Source organism: Arthrobacter sp. AFG7.2, assembly GCF_002892835.1.
In the GTDB taxonomy this organism is placed as follows: Bacteria; Actinomycetota; Actinomycetes; order Actinomycetales; family Micrococcaceae; genus Arthrobacter.
The window spans coordinates 25260-44339 of sequence record NZ_PJMB01000006.1 but is presented as its reverse complement, the minus strand read 5'-3'; the positions used below and the strand labels follow the sequence as shown (position 1 = coordinate 44339).

Sequence of the window (19080 nt, the reverse complement as noted above, 5' to 3'; positions counted from 1 at the left end):
TGTTTCTCCTGTTGGCATGGGGTTCGCGTTAGCGGAAGACGACGGTGCGGGTGTTGTTGAGCAGGACCCGGTGCTGGCTGTGCCACCTGACTGCGCGGGACAGTGCCTGCGATTCGGCGTCCCTGCCTACAGTGACCAGTGCATTCGGGTCCAGGCTGTGGTCCACCCGGAAGACTTCCTGCTCGATGATCGGGCCCTCATCAAGGTCGGCGGTGACGTAGTGCGCAGTGGCTCCGATGAGCTTCACTCCACGGTCATAGGCCTGGTGGTAGGGCTTGGCGCCCTTGAACCCGGGCAGGAAGGAATGGTGGATGTTGATGGCACGGCCGAGGAGGTTGCCGCAGAGCTCGTTGGAGAGCACCTGCATGTAGCGGGCCAGGACCACCAGGTCTGCCTGGTACTCCTCGACCAGTTCCAGCAGCCGGGCTTCAGCCTGCGGCTTGGTGTCGGCGGTGACCGGGACGTGGATGAACGGCAGGCCCGCGGCTTCCGCCATGGGGCGGAGGTCCTCGTGGTTGGACACTACGACCGCGATCTCCGCACCCAGGCTGCCGGCGCGCCACCGGAAGATCAGGTCGTTGAGGCAGTGGCCGAACTTCGAGACCATCACCAGCAGCCGCTGCGGCCTGCCGTCGTGGATGGTGAACTCCATGCCGAACTCATCAGCAACTGCGGCGAACTCCGCGCTGAGGCCTTCTGCGGAAACTTCCTTGTCTCCCGGAGTGAAGGCCGTGCGCAGGTAAAGCTTGCCGCTCATGTGGTCATCGAACTGCTGGTGCTCAACGATGTCGAAGCCGCGATCAGCGAGGAATGCGGTGATGGCCCGGACGATTCCGGGGCGCTCCGGGCAGGCAAGGGTGAGGACGTACTGTACGGTGCCGGTGTTGCGGACGCTGGGGACGGCGCCGGCTTCCGCCGTCACGTTGGCGGCGGGGCGGCCTTCGAGGACTGTGGTCATGGTCTACTCCTGGTTCTTTGCGGGGGCTTGGGTGTCAGCGGAGGAAGGCGCGCAGCGGCCCTCATCCGAACAATGCTGATCACATTGATGCTTGGTCACGAGATCGAACTGGACGCCGCCGTGCTCGTCCACGCCGCTGCGGATGGCACGTTCCACAACCGAGTCGGCCAGCCGGCGGCGCAGGGAAATGGGGTCCCGGCGCAGGTCGCGGGTGAGGGCAATGCAGAGCAGGAACATCACCAGCACGAACGGCAGGGCGGCAACAATGGTGATGCGCTGCAGCCCGGACAAGGCCTCGGACGGTTCATTGCCGCCGGCGAGCAGCATGACGGCTGCAACTGCACCGGTGAGGCTGCCCCAAAAGATCACCAGGCCGCGGCGCGGTTCACTGGAGCCGTTGGAGCTCAGGGAAGACATCACGATCGAGGCAGAGTCGGCACCGGTAACGAAGAAGATGGCAACCAGCACCATGGCCAGGACAATGACCGCGGAGACGGCCCAGCCGGGCATCTGCAGGTTCTTGACCAGCTCGAAAAGCGCACCGTCGAAGTCGATGGTGGAGGCGCCGTCGACCATCTTGGCAATGCCGTCGGCGGGGTCGTCCGTTTTGTCGGCCTGCTGCTGGACCTGGAACGCGGTGCCGCCGAAGATACCGAACCAGATGACGCTCACGATGCTCGGCACCAGCAGCACGCCCGTGACGAACTGGCGGATGGTGCGGCCGCGGCTGATCCGGGCGATAAACATGCCTACGAACGGCGTCCAGGAGATCCACCAGGCCCAGTAGAAGATGGTCCAGCCGGACAGCCAGGCACGCAGCGCCTCGTCGCCGACAGCCTCGGTGCGGGTGGCCATTTTCGCGAGGTCGCTGGCGTAATCACCCACCGCGGACGGGATGAGGTTGAGGATGAACAGGGTGGGACCGGCCACGAACACGATGACTGCAAGCACCACGGCCAGGACCATGTTGATGTTGGACAGCCACTGGATGCCGCGGCTGATGCCGGACGCCGCAGAGGCCACGAAGCAAAAGGTCAGGATGGCGACGATGACCACCAGCACGGGAGTACCGATTTCGCCGGCCCAGCCATTGGAGGTGATGCCGCTGCCGATCTGCAGGGCACCCAGGCCCAGGGATGCCGCGGTGCCGAAGAGCGTGGCGAAGATGGCGAGGATGTTGATGAATTTGCCCACCGGACCTTCAACCGTCCGCACTCCGAAGAGCGAGGTGAAGGCGGCAGAGATCAGCTGGCGGCGGCCCAGCCGGTACGTTCCGTACGCCATGGCAATACCGACGACGGCGTACATCGCCCAGGGGTGCAGGGTCCAGTGGAAGATTGAGGTGGCCATGGCCGTTTGAATTGCCTCGGGAGTGCGCCCGTCCACCGTTCCAGGCGGCGGCGAGATGAAGTGGTACAGCGGTTCGGCTACGCCGTAGAACATCAGGCCGATGCCCATTCCTGCGGCAAACATCATGGCGATCCAGGAGATCGTCCGGAATTCGGGCTTCTCACCATCCTTGCCCAGCGGGATGTTGCCGAAGCGGCCAAGTGCCAGCCACAGCACGAACACGACGAAGAGGGACGCCAGGACCATGAAGAGCCAGCCGGTGTATTCCATGACCCAGCCAAGGGCGTCGGTGGAGACTGTGGCCAGGCTGTCCCGGCCGAGGAAGCCCCACGCGATGAAGGCCAAGGCGATGACGCCCGTGATCCCGAAGGTCCACTTGTCCAGGACAAGCTTGCGGTTGCGGCGTTCCGTTACCGCGCGTTCGGTCTTGCCCTGCCGGAGTTCCTGGAGGATCTGCTGGGTGTCCTCCCCGGCGTGGGAGTCGAGGGAGTCGGGGGAGGAAAGAGAGTTCTCCGGTGCAGGAACGGGTTGGGGCTCCTCCAGCTCGCGGGGGAGTTGGGCATCCGGGCGGATGTCGCTGTTCAAAGCCATGTCAGGTCCTTTGGTTTGAATTCATGGGCTAGCGATGTGCTCCGGCGTCCCCGGACCGGATGGAAAATTGGCATTCAGAATCGCAGTCAGCTTTGCTTTATCCGGAACAGGTGTCAGGCATCGATCACCAGGTCCGTCTGCGCAACCGAGCAGCAGGGCAGGAACTTGCCGGCAGAGATTTCCCGCGCCCGGATTCCGCCCTGGTGGTTCATCTCGACCTCTCCTGAAAGCTTGACGACCTTGCAGGAGCCGCACATGCCTTCCTTGCAGTTCGCGCCAATCCTGACGCCTGCACGCTGGGCCGCCTCGAGGACGTGCTCGGTGGGATCGATCCGCACATTGATGCCGGTGCGCATGAAGGACATGGTGAGGCTGCCTGTTCCCACCGTGTCAAAGCTCGAGGCGTCAGGGGAAACGGCTTCCGGCTGACCGCCCGGTTTGTCGGCGGAGGAGTCGGAGCGGGGTGCCTCCGGGTTGATGACTTCCAGCGGCAGCCCCGAGGCCTGCAGGGTTCCGTCGGCGTCGTAGCCAGGCTCGTAGAGGCCAAACGCGGCGGGCTGGCTTTCGTAGTAGTCCTCGGCGGATTCGGCGATCTCCTCGGCGATCTCCTCCGCAACGTCTGCTGCAAAGGCGACCTCCGCCTGGTACTCAAGGAGCGTCTGGCGGTCTCCGGAGAAGAACTCCATGTAGATGGACGTGTCGTCGACGCCGACCTTCCCGAGGAGCTCGGTGGCGGTGTTCAGGTAACCCTCGGGACCGCACGCGTACACCTGGCGGCCGTTGGCGTCCGGGGCCACCTCCTCGAGCATGGCCGCCGTCAGCCTTCCGCTGAACCCTTCCCACCCCTCCGGCTTGCTCCGGTCGCCCAGGGAGTAGTGGACCTTGATCCGTGAGTCCACGGAGGCGATGTAGGCCAATTCCCGGTGGAAGGCAAAGCCGCCGGCGTCCGAGCCATGGTAGAGGACCACAACATCGGCGTGTCCGGGCAGGGAGTGGATGGTCCGCACCATGGACATGATGGGTGTGATGCCTGCGCCGGCGGCCAGCAGGAGATACCGTGCCCGCCGGTCGGCATCGGGCAGGTGGAATGCTCCCACCGGTCCCAGCATCTCAAGAACGGTGCCGGGCTTGACGTTCTCGTGCACCCATGGCGAGACGAGTCCCGTGGGGTCGCTCTTGACGGTAATGCTGAAGGTCCACGGCTCGGTGGGCGAGCTCGACAGCGAGTAACTCCGGTCCACCGGTTCCTGGTCCTCGCCATTGACCGGGAATGCGACGTTCACGTACTGCCCCGCACGGAACGCCAGGGGCGCACCGTCGCAGCGCCGGAACACGAAGGTCATCATGGCGCCGGCCTCGGGAATTGTCTCGACGCATTCGGCCATGAACTCCTGAGGGTGCCACGGGCCCAATGCGCGGGCTGCCCGGGCGGGTGTCTCAGTGCTTCCCATCACCCTGTTCCACGGCATCTCAAGACCGCGGATACGCTGTGGTTCCTGGGTTGCCGTTTCAGTAAGGAGTTGAATCATGCCAAGTGCTCCTGCACGCGCTGCACGTACCAGTTGATGAAAGCCTCGACCTGGTATTCGCTCTTCATGTAAGGGCCGGGCTCGTAAGCGGGGCTGCCGGCACCCTGCTGGCACAGCTCCACGAATGCCTTGTCCTGCAGGTTCGTCTGCTTCCAGGTGTAGGTGAGCTTCTCCAGGTCGTAGTCGACGCCTTCCACGGCATCGTCAGCCACCAGCCAGGTGGTGCGAACGAGGCTTTGGTGTTCATTGATGGGGAAGACCCCGAACGTGATGACGTGATCGCCGAGGAAATGGAACCAACTGTTGGGCTGCAGGTGCATCGAGCAGCGGCCAAGGCGGAAGTCGGGCAGGTCGCCGAGCAGCTTCTTGGAAAGCCTGTGGCCGTCGGCGGAGAAGGATTCGCCGTCTCCATCGAGTGATTCCCGCGAGATGCGGATTCCCGCGATGCGTGTGTCAAGCTGCTCGACCACATCATAGGGAAGGCCATAGCGGCGGCAACGCTCCTCAAGGGAGGCCTGGGCCTCCTTGTTCCGGTTCCACACCTCCTCAAGATGTGGCGGGATCAGGCCCTCCGTCAGTCCCCAGGTGGGGAAGAGGGAGCAGGCAAGTTCAGGGTGGCCGTCGCAGTGGTAGCACTCACGGTTGTTCTCCATGACGAGCTTCCAGTTGCCTTCTTCGATGATGTTCTGCTGATAGGCGATTTTTGTCTTCGAAAGATCGTGGGGCGCCAGGTAGGGCTCAAAGATCTTTGCGGTTTCGTCGAAGTCCGCCGGCGGTTCATCTGCAATGCAGACGAAGATGAGTCCGGCGACCTCGCGGCCGTGGGCACGCTTGAGGCCGAAGCAGCTCTTGTCGAACTTTGTTTCCCCCGGGGCGGAGGCATGAATCAGGTTGCCCTCCGGCGAGTAGGTCCAGGAGTGGTAGCCGCAGACCAGGTTTCCGGTTGACCCGGCAGCCTCGGTAAGGACGCGGGCGCCGCGGTGGCGGCATACGTTGTGCAGGACGTTCACCCCGCCGTCGTCGTTGCGCAGCACAATCAGGGAGTAGGGCCCGTAGTCGACGGTGACGTAGTCGCCCGGTTCCGGCAGTTCGGCGGTGCTGGCGGCAAAGATCCAGTGCCGGCCGAAAATGGCCTCCATGTCGATATTGAAGATCGAGCGATCGGTGTAGAAGGGGGCATCGAGGGAGTAGCCTGTGCGCCGGAACTCAAACAGGGCGGTGATTTCTGCCAGCTGCTCGGCAGGCAATGAGGCAGCGATTTTTCCGCGTGAGTTGAGGGGCACGTTCACTGAAGCAGTCATGGGTTTCCTCCCGGGAGGCATGGGGTAAGTGGGTGTTGCGTGTCAACCACGGGTGCGTGGGGGGTGGCAGCGTAGTGGAAGAACTTGTAGTAATGAGATTAGGATCACAGCAGCTGCAAAAAAAGCGCAAGAACCTGAAGATAACCCTGCACAATAGGTGCATGATCGATGCCAGGCTTGTCACCCTTCGCGTCTTTGCCCGGTGTGGCACCATCGGCGGGACCGCGGAACTCACGGGCTATTCTCCATCTGCCGTCTCCGCACAATTACGGGAGCTCCAGCGCCTACTTGGAATGCAGCTGCTGACGAAGGACGGCCGGGGCGTGCGGCTTACCGCCACGGGTCGCTTTCTGGTGGCGGGCTCGGATCCCCTCATCGCCCAGTGGGAGAGCTTGCGCGCCGCGGCCATGGAGGCCGGCGACCAGGTGCAGTCCCACTTTGGCCTCGGCGGATTCTCCTCTGCGGCTGCCCAGTTGCTCGCGCCGCTGGCCGCCACCCTGCGCTTAACACACCCCCTGCTGGAGGTGCAGGTTCTAGAGGCTGATCCGGCCCGCTGCTTCGACTTATTGATTGCCGAACGGATCGACCTTGCAGTCATTGTCGCTATGCAGTCCGACAGTTATGGTGACGACGACCCGCGCTTCGAGCAGAGAGTCCTGCTCGACGATCCACTGGACGTGATCGTTCCCGGTGACCATCCGATGGCATCACGGGAAACAGCGACGCTTGAGGAGCTGGCATCGGAGCCCTGGATCACGGAGGCCGCCGGTTCCGCCTATCATTCCCTCTTCACCGCCGCCTTCACGGCAGTGGGGGTGACACCGCGGATCGCCCATGAAGCCGTCGAATGGGAAACTCACATCGCGTTCGTGGGTGCGGGGCTGGGTGTCGGCCTGCTGCCCCGGCTGGCGCCTCTGCATGGTGCCGAAAACGTGGTCCGGCTCCGCATCACCGGCAGGGCGAAACCCACGCGCCGCATCGTCGCCGCGGTGCGCAGGGGCAGCATCGGGGCGCCCCTGATCCAGGAGTCGCTCGGCATCCTGCAGGTCAACGCCAACCGGATCCTCACCGACCGTCTCGAAGAAGAGGACCTCTGAGCGCTGCCGGGGATGCGGCGTCCCGGCGTTCGGCAGCTTCCTTGTCCTCCGCATGGACGCTGATGCCTTAGCGGCGGGTGTAGCCCATCCTGGCGCTAACCTGCAGCCCCGCGTCTTTGAGGGCTTCGATCAGTCCCGGGGTTTCCTCAGGATCAAAGCGGAAGGCCGGGCCGGAGATGCTGATGGCCCCGATCACGGCACCAAGGTGGTTGTAGACCGGAACGGCAACAGCAGTCAGCCCGATCTCGAACTCCTCCCGCACCACGCCGTAGCCATCACGGGCGACGGCGAGGAGCTGGCTTTCGAGTTCCTTGCGGTTGGTGATGGTCCGGGGAGTGCGCGGCGGCAGGCCGGTCTCCTTAAGGATGCGGTCCCGCTCCTCGGCCGGCAGTGCAGCCAGCAGGACTTTGCCGCTTGAGGTGGCGTGCAGCGGGGTCAGGTTGCCCACCCAGTCATAGGTGGCCAAGGTGGAGGGCCCCATCGCCTGGTCCACGTTCACTGCGTAATTGGACCGGAGCACGGCAAGGTTCACCGTCTCCTTGAATTCCTCCGCCAGCGCCTCCAGCACGGGCCCGGCCTCCCGGACCAGGCTGAGCCGCCCGGGGATGGAGCTGGCCAGTCTCAGGATGCCGAAACCCAGTTGGTATTTCCCTCGCTCACTGTTCTGGTGGACCATTTCCCGGCTGATCAGGGAACCTAGCAGCCGGGAGACGGTGGACTTGTGGATCCCCATCTCCTCGGCGATCTCACTCACGCCCGCATGGCCGTCCCGCGCCAGGATTTCCAGGACCGCAAGGGCCCGGTCCACCGACTGGACACCGCCGTGCTGGCCCGCTTCCGCGTCGACGTCGGGTTCGCGCTCATTGTTCGAAGCCATGGCTAATACTCTCAACCAGGTTCCGGCAGGCCGAAATCCACCACACGGAGGGTTGGCACTGATCCCGCCCACAAGCTACCCCGCCCGGGTACTGCAGGTGCCCCTTTCCGCTGCGCGGGAAGCAACTCCTGCATCACTGCAAAAGCCCAGTCCGGTCCGCTTGAGGCAGAGCAGGCCCAGCAGCTTTCCGCGGCCGTCCACGACGGCGAGGCGGCGCCGGCCCGCTGCCTGCAGGACAGCAGTGGCAACGTCAGCAGGCAGCTTCGGGTCGATTGTCCTGTGACGGACCATCCCGAACACGGCGGCTTTGGCGGCACCACGGGCGTCCGCCGGAATATCGGACGGCTCCAAGGTGGTGAGGAGGTTCCCACGGGCGTCCACGATCAAGGCCATGTGGACGTGGTCGTCACCGAAAAGACTGCGCACCTGATCCACAGTGCACTCCGGGGGGAGCGTCTTGGGGCATCTGAGCATGACGTCTTCCACGCGCCTTTGCGGACCAGGAGTTTCAACCATGTGTCTTTCCAGGAATCGACCGTACGTCATGCTGAACCGCTGATCACTTTGTCCCGCCCCGCGAGCGCACCGGTCACGGCGAGGACCGCCATGATGCCGGCGGTGATCAGGAGAGGAAGCGTCCAATCACCGCTCAGGTCACGGAGTCCACCGAACATCACCGGCCCCACAGCAGCCAGGCCGTAGCCGACGGACTGCGCCATGCCGGACAATGATGCCGCCTGCGGGTAGTTGACGGTCCGGAGGCTGAACAGCGACAAGGCGATCACGATGAGGCTTCCGCACCCGATTGCCCCCAGAAGGACCCACAGCAGGATGAGCTCCGGGGCAAGGGCCAGCCCGAGAAAGGTCACGACCATGACCGCGCCGCTCCCGAAGGAAACAATCCGCTGGTCCGAACCGCGGTGCAGGATTCCCCCCGCGCCAAGGCTGGCGAAGACGCTGATCAGCAGGAAAACAGACAGGTGGACGCCGGCGGTAGTGGCCGGGACCCCGCGGCTTTGTTCGATGGTGGGCAGCCAGGCCATCAGGACATAGAAAGCTATCGACTGCAGTCCCATGAAGATGGTCACCTGCCAGCCCAGGGCGGAGGCCCAAGGCGACCGGTAGGAGGCCTCCGGCTTGGCGGCGTTCACGGTACCAGAGGTATGCCGGCGCAGCCAGGGCAGGAGCACGGCCATGGCGATGAGGGCCAGTCCCACGCAAATGCCGAGGGCAAGCCGCCATCCTGCGGGAGAGGTTTGCGCAACAGGCACGACGACGGCGGCCCCCATGGCCGCGAAGGCGGCCTGGGTTGCGGTGTAGATTCCGGTCACCTGGCTGACCCTCATCGGAAAGTCCCGCTTGACGAGGGAAGGGACCAGGACATTGAGGAACGCAATGGCCAGACCGATCAACGCCGTGCCTGCCCAGATTAAGCCGGGCACAGGCAACGAGCGCAGCACAATGCCCGAGGCCAGGATCAGAAGGGACAGCCACAGCGCGCGGTCCAGGCCCAGGCGGGAAGCGAAGCCGGGCGCCACGGGCGAAAAGACTGCGAAAGCAATGAGCGGAAGCCCCGTCAGGAACCCCGCTGCGGCACTGGACAGGCCAAGATCGCCGCTGATGTTGGCGAGCACCGGGCCCACGCTGACAAAGGAAACCCGAAGGTTGACGGCGATAAGCAGGACGCCAATAAAGGCGAAGCCGAACCTGACGGTGCGGTCCGGGGCGTTCCGGGTGGCAGCGGGCATCGTTGCGTCTTTCCATCCTGCGGGAGGGAGGAGCGTTCGTCGCACCTCCGTTTCACGCTCGTCATCAACCAGCTCTGACGAGTCGTCTCATTCTGCGACAACCTACCTTATGTGGAACGTGCTTGCCCGGCCAGCCTCGAGCCCACAACTGGGAAACCTTGGGTCGCCGGTGCCGGTTTGATGGATACGTTGACTTGGCCAGGGCGGCAGCCCACACTGGCGCTACGCCTGCCAGGCAAGCCGTGCCCCAGCGGGCCTGTCCAGGGAGTGCCGTTATGCCTGTCGTGGAAGAAACTGTTTTTATCAACCGTCCGCCTGAGAAGGTTTTCGAATTCCTCATCAGGACTGAGAACATCCCTGTGTGGGATTCGTCGGTTATTGAGGCTGAACAGGTCGGTGACGCCCCGGTCGGACTTGGCACGCGATTCAGGGGAACCAGCAAGATTTTGGGCAGGCAGTTTGACTGGGTGACGGAGAACGTCCTCTTTGACCCGCCAAACAAGACGGTCATCCGCTCCGTCGAGGGCAACTTCGACTTCTCCATCAGCAATATCCTCGAACCAGAGGCCGGTGGAACCCGCCTCACCTACCGCGTCGAGGTCAACAGCCTCGGTGGGTTCTTTGGCAAACTCGCCGACCCGCTCGTGCAGAAAGCCCACAGCCGCACCGTCCGCGCAAACCTGGGCACCCTCGCGGATCTGTTGACTGACCATTCCGACGGCATGTGAAGCCGCCCGGGCACCATAGGGAAGGCCCGGCGCTCTTTACTCTCCGCGGCGATGGAGCCGTCCCCCGGAAGTACTACAGGATCTTCCGGATGGTTTCCTCAAAGCTCGTCACGTGGTGCAGGGCCAGTTCGGCCGCTTTGTCCGCGTCGCCGTCGGCCACTGCTTTGAGCAGGTCCACGTGCTCGGTGATGTGGCCGCTGACTGACGGCACCTTGTCCAGCACCACGCACCAGATACGGGTAGCCAGGTTGTCGTAACGGATCAGGGTGCTTTCCAGATGCGGGTTGGCGGCCGCCTTGTAGATGAGCCGGTGCACCATGAGGTCGTAGCGCATGAGTTCGCGCGATTCGCCCTGGCCGGGCGCCAGCTCCGCGATGGCGTCAGCAACCTGCAGGAGCTCGCGGCGCATGCCCTCGTTCGCCCGGAGGGCCGCGCGGCGTGCAGCGAGCGGCTCCAGCAGTTCCCGGATTTCCGAGACATCGGCCAGTTCCGTGAAATCCACGTTGGTGGCGAAGGTCCCCCGGCGTGGATAGGAGATGACCAGGTGGTCCACCTCCAGGCGCTTGATTGCCTCGCGGACGGGAGTGCGGCCGAAACCGAGCTCCGCCGCCAGCTGGCCCTCGTTGATTGGCTCGCCGGGGCGGATCTCCAGCATGATGAGTTTGTCCCGCAGCTGCCGGTAGGCGGCCTCCGCCTGGGACGGTGCCGCGTCCTCTGTCTGAGGCAGGGCAAGAAGTGCATTCAAGGCGCCGCTCCGTTCTTCGCTGCAGTTACGAAGCCACCGACCGGGAGCTTCGTGCCACTTTCGTCCAGCTATTGACTCTGCTGTGATCCCGATCATACCATTGAGATCACACTGATATATCAGTTAGCAAGTAAAAAGTATTTCAAAGGAGCATCCGTGGTTGAGCAGTTGAACGAGCGACTCTCGGTAGTCGATCCCGAGGTCCAGCAGGCAATCAACAGTGAGCTGGGCCGCCAGCAGTCAACGCTGGAAATGATCGCTTCGGAGAACTTCGCCCCGTCCGCCGTCATGGAGGCGCAGGGCTCTGTCCTCACCAACAAGTACGCCGAGGGCTACCCGGGCAAGCGCTACTACGGCGGCTGCGAGCACGTGGATGTTGTTGAGCAGCTGGCCATCGACCGGGTCAAGGCCCTGTTCGGCGCAGAATTCGCCAACGTCCAGCCGCACTCCGGCGCCCAGGCCAACGCCGCCGCCATGTTCGCCCTGCTGAATCCGGGCGACACCATCATGGGCTTGAGCCTGGCCCACGGCGGCCACCTGACGCACGGCATGAAGATCAACTTCTCCGGCAAGCTCTACAACGTGGTCCCCTACCACGTGAGCGAATCCGACCTCCGCATCGATATGGCCGAGGTCGAGGCACTTGCCCATGAACACAAGCCCAAGCTCATCGTTGCAGGCTGGTCCGCCTACTCCCGCCAGCTGGACTTCGCCGAGTTCCGCCGCATCGCCGACCTCGTTGGCGCCTACCTCATGGTGGACATGGCCCACTTCGCCGGCCTGGTTGCAGCCGGTTTGCATCCGAACCCGGTCCCGTACGCGGACGTCGTCACCACCACCACCCACAAGACCCTCGGCGGCCCGCGCGGCGGCGTCATCCTCGCCAAGGAGCAGTACGGCAAGAAGATCAACAGCGCCGTGTTCCCCGGCCAGCAGGGCGGCCCGCTGGAGCACGTGATCGCCGCCAAGGCCGTGGCCTTCAAGCTCGCCGCCTCCCCCGAATTCAAGGAACGCCAGGAACGCGTCCTGCAGGGTTCCAAGCTCCTCGCCGAACGCCTGCTCAAGGACGACGTTGCCGCAGCAGGAATCTCCGTAGTCAACGGCGGCACCGACGTCCACCTGGTCCTCGTGGACCTCCGCAACTCCGAGCTGGACGGACAGCAGGCCGAAGACGCCCTGCACCGCATCGGCATCACCGTCAACCGCAACGCGGTCCCCTTCGATCCACGCCCGCCGATGGTTTCCTCCGGCCTCCGGATCGGCACCCCCGCCCTCGCCACCCGCGGCTTCGGCGCCGAGGAATTCGCCGAAGTTGCGGACATTATTGCGACGGCGCTCATCGCCTCGGCCGGCAGCGTCACCTCCGGGACCACCTCCCTGGGCGGCAGCACCGCCGTCGAACTCCGCGCCCGCGTGACCGCCCTGGCGGAGAAGTTCCCCCTCTACCCGCACCTCAGCAACGACGCCGAGGCCACGGCCATCAATGCATTTGAAACAGACATGATTGGAGCAGCCCAGTGAGCACCCAACAGCTCCCCGAGCACCCGGATTTCCTCTGGCGCAACCCCGAGCCCAAGTCCTCCTACGACGCCGTCATTGTCGGCGGCGGCGGGCACGGCCTGGCCACCGCCTACTTCCTGGCCAAGAACCACGGCATGACCAACATCGCCGTCCTGGAAAAGGGCTGGCTGGCCGGCGGCAACATGGCCCGGAACACCACCATCATCCGCTCCAACTACCTCTGGGACGAGAGCGCCGCCATCTACGAGCACGCCCTCAAGCTTTGGGAAATCCTGCCGGAGGAACTCGAATACGACTTCCTCTTCAGCCAGCGCGGCGTCATGAACCTCGCCCACACCCTGGGCGACGTCCGCGAAAGCATGCGGCGCGTGGGAGCGAACAAGCTCAACGGCGTGGACGCGGAGTGGCTGGACCCCAAGCAGGTCAAGGAACTCTGCCCCATCCTGAACATCAATGACAACATCCGCTACCCGGTCATGGGCGCCACGTACCAGCCCCGCGCCGGCATCGCCAAGCACGACCACGTTGCCTGGGCCTTCGCCCGCAAGTGCGACGAGCTGGGCGTGGACATCATCCAGAACTGCGAAGTCACCGGGTTCGTCAAGGACGGTGACCGTGTCACCGGCGTCAAGACCAACCGCGGCACCATCAACACCGAAAAGGTGGGCCTCTGCGCCGCCGGGCACAGCTCGGTCCTGGCCGAAATGGCCGGCTTCCGGCTCCCCATCCAGTCCCACCCGCTCCAGGCCCTGGTCTCCGAACTGCACGAACCCGTCCACCCCACGGTGGTCATGTCCAACCACGTGCACGTCTATGTTTCGCAGGCCCACAAAGGCGAACTGGTGATGGGCGCCGGAGTTGACTCCTACAACGGCTACGGCCAGCGCGGTTCCTTCCACGTGATCGAGCACCAGATGGCTGCCGCCGTCGAGCTCTTCCCCATCTTCGCCCGGGCCCACGTGCTCCGCACCTGGGGCGGCATCGTGGACACCACGCTGGACGCCTCCCCCATTGTGGGCAACACCCCGGTGGAGAACATGTTCGTGAACTGCGGCTGGGGCACCGGCGGCTTCAAGGCCACCCCCGCGGCCGGCATGACCTTCGCGCACAACATCGCCACCGGCACCCCGCACAGGCTTAACAAGCCGTTTGCGCTGGAGCGCTTCGAAACGGGCGCGCTGATCGACGAACACGGCGCCGCCGCCGTCGCCCACTAGCCGCCAGCGAACACTGCACTTTAGAAAGAAGACGCACATGCTGCTCATCTCCTGCCCCAACTGCGGCTCCCGCGACGAGACCGAGTTCCACTACGGCGGCCAGGCCCACGTCCCCTACCCGGAAAACCCCAACGAACTGAGCGACCGCCAATGGGCCGAGTTCCTGTTCTACCGGGACAACACCAAGGGCGCCTTCGCGGAACGCTGGCTGCACAGCACCGGCTGCCGCCAGTGGTTTAACATGCTCCGCGACACCGTCACGTACGAGATCCAGGCCGTCTACCCGATGGGCACGCCCCGGCCGGATGCCGCCGGCCGGGTAACCCCCGACACCGGTACTGCCAGCACCGCCGCTGACAGCACCACCACGGGCAACGCCTCCCCGGACATCTCAGGGACCAACGCGTCCGCCACCGCCCCCAGCACTTCCTCATTTAGCACCACCGCCCCGGAAGGAGCAACCAAGTGACTTCCCAGAACGCCCGGCTCGCCGCCGGCGGACGCATCGACCGCACCATCTCCTGGCGTTTCACCGTGGATGGCGAGGAGTTCACGGGCCACCCGGGCGACACCCTCGCCTCGGCCCTGATCGCCAACGGCCGCATCAACGCCGGCAACTCGCTCTACGAGGACCGCCCCCGCGGCATCATCTCCGCCGGCGTGGAGGAATCCAACGCAATGGTGAAGATCGCTGCACGCTTCCCCGGCGACGTCGCCGAGTCCATGCTCCCCGCAACCACTGTCACCCTGGTTGACGGCCTGAAGGCAGAACTGCTCAGCGGCCTGGGCAAGCTGGACCCGGAGGAGGACCGCGCCGAGTACGACAAGAAGTACGTCCACACCGATGTCCTGGTGGTCGGCGGCGGCCCCGCCGGCCTCGCCGCAGCACGTGAAGCCGTGCGCACCGGAGCCCGCGTGATGCTGCTGGATGACCAGCCCGAACTGGGCGGCTCCCTCCTGTCCGGCTCCACGGCCGCTGAATTGGCTGAGACCATCGAAGGCAAGCCCGCCCTGGAATGGGTGGCGGACGTCGAAGCCGAGCTCGTCTCCGGCGCCGAATCCACCGTCCTGAACCGCACCACGGCCTTCGGCGCCTACGACGCCAACTACGTGATCGCCGTCCAGAACCGCACGGACCACCTCTCCTCCCCCGCCGCCTCCGGAGTATCACGCCAGCGGATTTGGCACATCCGTGCCAACCAGGTGGTGCTGGCCCCCGGTGCCCACGAACGCCCGCTGGTGTTCGAGAACAACGACCGCCCGGGCATCATGCTCGCCTCGGCCGTGCGCAGCTACCTGAACCGCTACGGAGTGGCCGCCGGGCAGCGCGTGGTCATCAGCACCACCAACGACAGCGCCTACGCCGTGGCCGCTGACCTGCGCGCCGCCGGCGTCAAGGTCGCCGCCGTGGTGGACGCCCGTCCGCAGCTCACCGCAGTGGCCGCCGCCGCCGTCGAAGCCGGAACCCGCGTGCTGATCGGCAGTGCCGTGGCCAACACTTCCTCCGGATCCGCATATGGCCGCCTCGACGGCGTCACCGTCCGCAGCATTAACGACGACGGCGAACTCACCTCGGGCATCGAACAGATCGCCTGCGACCTGCTGGCAGTTTCCGGCGGCTGGAGCCCGCTGGTCCACCTGCACTCCCAGCGCCAGGGCAAGCTGCGCTGGGATGACGAGCTGGCCGCTTTCGTTCCGAGCACCGTGGTCCCCAACCAGCAGACCATCGGTTCCGGGCGCGGTAGCTTTGAGCTGGCCGACTGCCTGGCCGAGGGCATCTCTGCCGGAGCCGCTGCGGCCATCGCGGCCGGGTTCGCCTCCGCCGTCGAACCCTCCCAGCCGGGTGAGCCCAAAGCCTCCGCCCCCACCCGCCAGCTGTGGCTGGTGCCCGGTGAGCAGGGCACCCCGGACGACTGGCACCACCACTTCGTGGACTTCCAGCGCGACCAGTCCGTCGCCGACGTGCTGCGCTCCACCGGAGCCGGCATGCGCTCGGTGGAACACATCAAGCGCTACACCTCCATCAGCACCGCCAACGACCAGGGCAAGACCTCCGGCGTCAACGCGATCGGCGTTATCGCTGCAGCGCTCCGCACCGCCGGCGAAGCCTCCCGCGGCATCGGCGACATCGGCACCACCACCTACCGCGCACCCTTCACCCCCGTAGCCTTCGCGGCCCTGGCCGGACGCCAGCGCGGCGAGCTGTTCGACCCCGCCCGCAAGACGTCCATCCACCCGTGGCACGTCGAAAAGGGCGCCCTGTTCGAGGACGTGGGGCAGTGGAAGCGGCCCTGGTACTACCCGCAGGCCGGGGAGGACATGGACGCCGCCGTGCTGCGTGAGTGCGCGGCAGTCCGCGAGTCCGTGGGCTTCATGGACGCCACCACCCTGGGCAAGATCGAAATCCGCGGCAAGGACGCCGGTGAGTTCCTCAACCGGATCTACACCAACGCGTTCAAGAAGCTCGCCCCGGGCTCGGCGCGCTACGGCGTGATGTGCATGGCGGACGGCATGATCTTCGACGACGGCGTAACCCTGCGCCTCGACGACGACACGTACTTCATGACCACCACCACCGGCGGCGCCGCGAAAGTCCTGGACTGGCTGGAGGAATGGCTGCAGACCGAATGGCCTGAGCTGGATGTGCACTGCACCTCGGTGACAGAACAGTGGAGCACCATCGCCGTCGTCGGGCCCAAATCCCGTGCGGTCCTGGCGAAGGTGGCACCGGAACTGGCCGCCAACGGCGGGCTGGAAGCCGAGGCCTTCCCGTTCATGACCTTCCGCGAAACCACCCTCGCCTCAGGCGTCCGGGCCCGGATCTGCCGGATCTCGTTCTCCGGTGAGCTGGCCTACGAGATCAACGTGCCTTCCTGGTACGGGCTGAACACCTGGGAGGCCGTGGCAGCCGCCGGGGCCGAGTTCAACATCACCCCCTACGGCACCGAAACCATGCACGTGCTCCGCGCCGAAAAGGGCTACCCGATCGTTGGCCAGGACACGGACGGCACCGTCACCCCGCAGGACGCGGGCATGGAATGGATCGTCTCCAAGGCCAAGGAATTCATCGGCAAGCGCTCCTACTCCCGGGCGGACGCCCGGCGCGAGGACCGCAAGCACCTGGTCAGCGTGCTTCCTGTGGACGGGACGCTCCGGCTGCCGGAAGGCACCCAGCTCGTGGAGAAGGGCCGCTCCACCAACCCCGCCTACGGGCCGGTCCCGATGGAGGGCTTTGTCACCTCCAGCTACCACAGCGCCGCCCTGGGCAGGTCGTTCGGCCTGGCCCTGATCAAGAACGGCCGCAACCGGATCGGCGAAACCCTGGTGGCTGCCGCCGGCGACCAGCTGGTGGATGTCGTCGTCGCCGAAACCGTACTTTTTGACCCCGAAGGGACCCGCAAAGATGGCTGAAACAGCAGCACCCGCAACCTCCTACGAGAAGAACCTCTCACTCCGCATCAGCCCCGCCGCCCAGCTCCGGGCAGCGTTCGAGACCGGTTCCGTCCGGGACGTGGTGGAACTGTCCGAAAAGGCCTTCCTGACCATGGTGGGCCTCCGGGTTAACCGGGACAGCGACGCCGGGCAGCGCATCGCCGCCGTTATCGGCGGCCTGCCGGCCGGATGTGGCAGCGTCAGCGGCAGCGGGGACGCGTCCGTGCTGTGGCTCGGACCCGAAGAGTTCCTGGTGATCGCTCCTACCGAAGCGCATGAGTCCCTGGGCGGCGGCCTGATCCCGTCACTCCGCGAAGCCCTCGGCGACGGCGGGGGCCAGGTGGTGGACCTCTCCGCCAACCGCACCACCTTCGAGCTCACCGGACCCCGGTCCCGCGCCGTCCTCGAAAAGGGCTGTGCACTGGACCTGCACCCCCGCGCCCTCAAGGCCGGCACGGCACTGTCCACAGAAATCGGCAACATCCCCGTGGTGCTGTGGAAGACCGGCGAGGAGACGTTCCGGCTCTTCCCCCGCGCTTCCTTCGCCGATTTCCTGGGCCGCTGGCTCCTTGACGCCATGCGGGAATACGCCTCCCCCGAGGTCCCCTAAATGGCCCTCAGCGTCCTGGACCTGTTCTCCGTTGGCATCGGGCCGTCGTCGTCACACACGGTCGGCCCGATGCGGGCAGCAAAGCTGTTCGCCGACGGGCTCAAAGGCGAAGGACACCTGAGCTCCACCCGGCGCGTGCAGGCCGAGCTGTTCGGCTCGCTCGGCGCCACCGGCCGGGGCCACGGCTCCGACAAGGCCGTGGTCCTGGGCCTGAAGGGGCTGGACCCGGAGACCGTGGACACCTTCACGGCCGATGACCAGGTGGCCGCCGCTGCCCTTGACGCCGAACTATGGGTCAATGGCGACCACCGGGTGGACTTCAACTGGGACGAGGACGTGGTGCTGCACCGGCGGAAGTCACTCCCGGCCCACCCGAACGGGATGACGTTCCGGGCACTCGACCACTCCGGCGCCGTGCTCAGCGAACGGAGCTTCTATTCGATTGGGGGCGGCTTCGTTGTGGACGGGGACGCCGACGCCGGTGACAGAGTGGTTGCCGACGCCACCGTCCTCCCCTACCCCTTCAGCACCGCCGATGAGCTCCTGGAGATCTGCGCGCGTGAAGGCATGTCCATCTCCGATGTGATGCTTGCCAACGAGCTCACCTGGCGGAGCGAAGCCGAACTCCGGGAAAAGCTGCTGGGACTCTGGGCCGTCATGCGCGAATGCGTGGACAACGGCTGCGCTGCGGAAGGAATCCTTCCCGGCGGGCTCAACGTCCGCCGCCGCGCGCCGTCGTTATTCCAGACCCTGACGGCGGACACCGGGGTGACCGACCCGCTCCGGGCAATGGAATGGGTGAACCTGTTCGCGCTGGCCGTGAACGAGGAAAACGCCGCCGGCGGGCGCATCGTGACGGCACCCACCAACGGCGCGGCCGGCATCGTCCCGGCTGTGCTGCACTACTACGTGAAGTTTGTCCCCGGCGCCAACGACGACGGCGTGGTCCGCTTCCTGCTGGCGGCGGCCGCCGTCGGAATCCTGTTCAAGATCAACGCCTCCATCTCCGGGGCCGAGGTGGGCTGCCAGGGCGAAGTAGGCTCGGCCTGCTCCATGGCAGCTGCCGGGCTCTGCGAAGTGCTTGGCGGCACGCCGCCCCAGGTGGAAAACGCCGCCGAGGTGGGCATTGAACACAACCTGGGCCTCACGTGTGATCCGGTGGGCGGGCTGGTGCAGATCCCCTGCATCGAGCGCAACGCCATCGCCAGCGTGAAGGCCATCAACGCCGCCCGCCTTGCCCTGCACGGCGACGGCAGCCACAAGGTATCCCTCGACAAAGCCATCAAGACGATGCGCGAGACGGGTGCCGACATGAAAACCAAGTACAAGGAAACGTCCCGAGGGGGCCTTGCCGTGAATGTGATCGAGTGCTGAAC

General features: G+C 65.4%; 16 protein-coding genes. 8 read left to right on the top strand and 8 right to left on the bottom strand.

All coding sequences use genetic code 11. From position 1 onward, the window contains the following. Nucleotides 1–28 precede the first annotated feature (28 nt). The 4 genes from purU to CXX84_RS12045 form a co-directional block, all read right to left on the bottom strand. A complete protein-coding gene (gene purU, locus CXX84_RS12060) occupies nucleotides 29–958 on the bottom strand; it encodes a formyltetrahydrofolate deformylase (RefSeq protein WP_102976958.1) in 930 nt (309 codons plus the stop codon). A 3-nt stretch (nucleotides 959–961) separates the two neighbouring features. Next, nucleotides 962–2899 carry a BCCT family transporter gene (locus tag CXX84_RS12055; protein WP_102976957.1) on the bottom strand — a complete coding sequence of 646 codons (1938 nt, stop codon included), beginning with the start codon at nucleotides 2897–2899 and terminating at the stop codon, nucleotides 962–964. Between the two features lie 113 nt (nucleotides 2900–3012). After that, nucleotides 3013–4428: a ferredoxin reductase gene (locus CXX84_RS12050; RefSeq protein ID WP_102976956.1), complete on the bottom strand. Its 1416-nt coding sequence runs from the start codon at nucleotides 4426–4428 to the stop codon at nucleotides 3013–3015. Then, a complete protein-coding gene (locus CXX84_RS12045; protein ID WP_102976955.1) occupies nucleotides 4425–5729 on the bottom strand; it encodes an aromatic ring-hydroxylating oxygenase subunit alpha in 1305 nt (434 codons plus the stop codon). The genes CXX84_RS12050 and CXX84_RS12045 overlap by 4 nt, the downstream gene beginning before the upstream one ends. A 161-nt stretch (nucleotides 5730–5890) precedes the next feature. Between CXX84_RS12045 and CXX84_RS12040 the strand changes: the two genes are divergently transcribed. Further along, the gene (locus tag CXX84_RS12040) at nucleotides 5891–6826 is read left to right on the top strand and encodes a LysR family transcriptional regulator (RefSeq protein ID WP_102976954.1); all 936 of its coding nucleotides are present in this window, start codon (nucleotides 5891–5893) and stop codon (nucleotides 6824–6826) included. 67 nt (nucleotides 6827–6893) lie between these two features. Here CXX84_RS12040 and CXX84_RS12035 read toward each other — a convergent pair whose 3' ends face one another. The 3 genes from CXX84_RS12035 to CXX84_RS12025 form a co-directional block, all read right to left on the bottom strand. After that, the gene (locus CXX84_RS12035; RefSeq protein WP_102976953.1) at nucleotides 6894–7703 is read right to left on the bottom strand and encodes an IclR family transcriptional regulator; all 810 of its coding nucleotides are present in this window, start codon (nucleotides 7701–7703) and stop codon (nucleotides 6894–6896) included. Between the two features lie 75 nt (nucleotides 7704–7778). Beyond that, nucleotides 7779–8129, bottom strand: coding sequence for a hypothetical protein (locus CXX84_RS12030; RefSeq protein WP_146031877.1), 351 nt, complete (start codon nucleotides 8127–8129; stop codon nucleotides 7779–7781). A 116-nt stretch (nucleotides 8130–8245) separates the two neighbouring features. Next, nucleotides 8246–9451 (bottom strand): MFS transporter, encoded by a 1206-nt coding sequence (locus CXX84_RS12025; protein ID WP_102976951.1) that lies wholly within the window; start codon nucleotides 9449–9451, stop codon nucleotides 8246–8248. 275 nt (nucleotides 9452–9726) lie between these two features. On the opposite strand from CXX84_RS12025, the gene CXX84_RS12020 reads away from it, so the two are divergent. Further along, nucleotides 9727–10179, top strand: coding sequence for an SRPBCC family protein (locus CXX84_RS12020; RefSeq protein WP_102976950.1), 453 nt, complete (start codon nucleotides 9727–9729; stop codon nucleotides 10177–10179). Nucleotides 10180–10252: 73 nt separating this feature from the next. On the opposite strand, the gene CXX84_RS12015 is transcribed toward CXX84_RS12020, so the two are convergent. Then, nucleotides 10253–10924 (bottom strand): GntR family transcriptional regulator, encoded by a 672-nt coding sequence (locus tag CXX84_RS12015; RefSeq protein ID WP_102976949.1) that lies wholly within the window; start codon nucleotides 10922–10924, stop codon nucleotides 10253–10255. A 156-nt stretch (nucleotides 10925–11080) separates the two neighbouring features. On the opposite strand from CXX84_RS12015, the gene glyA reads away from it, so the two are divergent. Genes glyA through CXX84_RS11985 form a run of 6 tightly spaced genes read left to right on the top strand, consistent with a single transcriptional unit; the run spans nucleotide 11081 to nucleotide 19078 of the window. Next, complete coding sequence (glyA, locus tag CXX84_RS12010; RefSeq protein WP_102976948.1) at nucleotides 11081–12445, top strand: serine hydroxymethyltransferase; 1365 nt, start codon at nucleotides 11081–11083, stop codon at nucleotides 12443–12445. Next, complete coding sequence (locus CXX84_RS12005; RefSeq protein WP_102976947.1) at nucleotides 12442–13662, top strand: sarcosine oxidase subunit beta family protein; 1221 nt, start codon at nucleotides 12442–12444, stop codon at nucleotides 13660–13662. Before glyA ends, CXX84_RS12005 begins: the two co-directional genes overlap by 4 nt. 37 nt (nucleotides 13663–13699) lie before the next feature. Further along, nucleotides 13700–14131 (top strand): sarcosine oxidase subunit delta, encoded by a 432-nt coding sequence (locus CXX84_RS12000; protein WP_102976946.1) that lies wholly within the window; start codon nucleotides 13700–13702, stop codon nucleotides 14129–14131. Then, nucleotides 14128–17073 carry a sarcosine oxidase subunit alpha family protein gene (locus CXX84_RS11995; RefSeq protein ID WP_102976945.1) on the top strand — a complete coding sequence of 982 codons (2946 nt, stop codon included), beginning with the start codon at nucleotides 14128–14130 and terminating at the stop codon, nucleotides 17071–17073. Before CXX84_RS12000 ends, CXX84_RS11995 begins: the two co-directional genes overlap by 4 nt. Next, on the top strand, nucleotides 17066–17704 hold the full coding sequence (locus CXX84_RS11990) for a sarcosine oxidase subunit gamma (RefSeq protein WP_102976944.1): 639 nt from the start codon (nucleotides 17066–17068) through the stop codon (nucleotides 17702–17704). The genes CXX84_RS11995 and CXX84_RS11990 overlap by 8 nt, the downstream gene beginning before the upstream one ends. Further along, nucleotides 17705–19078 carry an L-serine ammonia-lyase gene (locus CXX84_RS11985; protein ID WP_102976943.1) on the top strand — a complete coding sequence of 458 codons (1374 nt, stop codon included), beginning with the start codon at nucleotides 17705–17707 and terminating at the stop codon, nucleotides 19076–19078. It begins immediately after the preceding gene. Nucleotides 19079–19080: the final 2 nt, after the last annotated feature.

Bases quoted from the DNA above. Each gene is read 5' to 3' on its own strand.
- CXX84_RS11985 (WP_102976943.1), top strand. From the start codon at position 17,705: ATGGCCCTCAGCGTCCTGGACCTGTTCTCCGTTGGCATCGGGCCGTCG.
- CXX84_RS12000 (WP_102976946.1), top strand. From the start codon at position 13,700: ATGCTGCTCATCTCCTGCCCCAACTGCGGCTCCCGCGACGAGACCGAG.
- CXX84_RS12050 (WP_102976956.1), bottom strand. From the start codon at position 4,428: ATGATTCAACTCCTTACTGAAACGGCAACCCAGGAACCACAGCGTATC.
- CXX84_RS12020 (WP_102976950.1), top strand. From the start codon at position 9,727: ATGCCTGTCGTGGAAGAAACTGTTTTTATCAACCGTCCGCCTGAGAAG.
- CXX84_RS11990 (WP_102976944.1), top strand. From the start codon at position 17,066: ATGGCTGAAACAGCAGCACCCGCAACCTCCTACGAGAAGAACCTCTCA.
- purU (WP_102976958.1), bottom strand. From the start codon at position 958: ATGACCACAGTCCTCGAAGGCCGCCCCGCCGCCAACGTGACGGCGGAA.
- CXX84_RS12025 (WP_102976951.1), bottom strand. From the start codon at position 9,451: ATGCCCGCTGCCACCCGGAACGCCCCGGACCGCACCGTCAGGTTCGGC.
- CXX84_RS12040 (WP_102976954.1), top strand. From the start codon at position 5,891: ATGATCGATGCCAGGCTTGTCACCCTTCGCGTCTTTGCCCGGTGTGGC.
- CXX84_RS12055 (WP_102976957.1), bottom strand. From the start codon at position 2,899: ATGGCTTTGAACAGCGACATCCGCCCGGATGCCCAACTCCCCCGCGAG.
- CXX84_RS12035 (WP_102976953.1), bottom strand. From the start codon at position 7,703: ATGGCTTCGAACAATGAGCGCGAACCCGACGTCGACGCGGAAGCGGGC.
- CXX84_RS12045 (WP_102976955.1), bottom strand. From the start codon at position 5,729: ATGACTGCTTCAGTGAACGTGCCCCTCAACTCACGCGGAAAAATCGCT.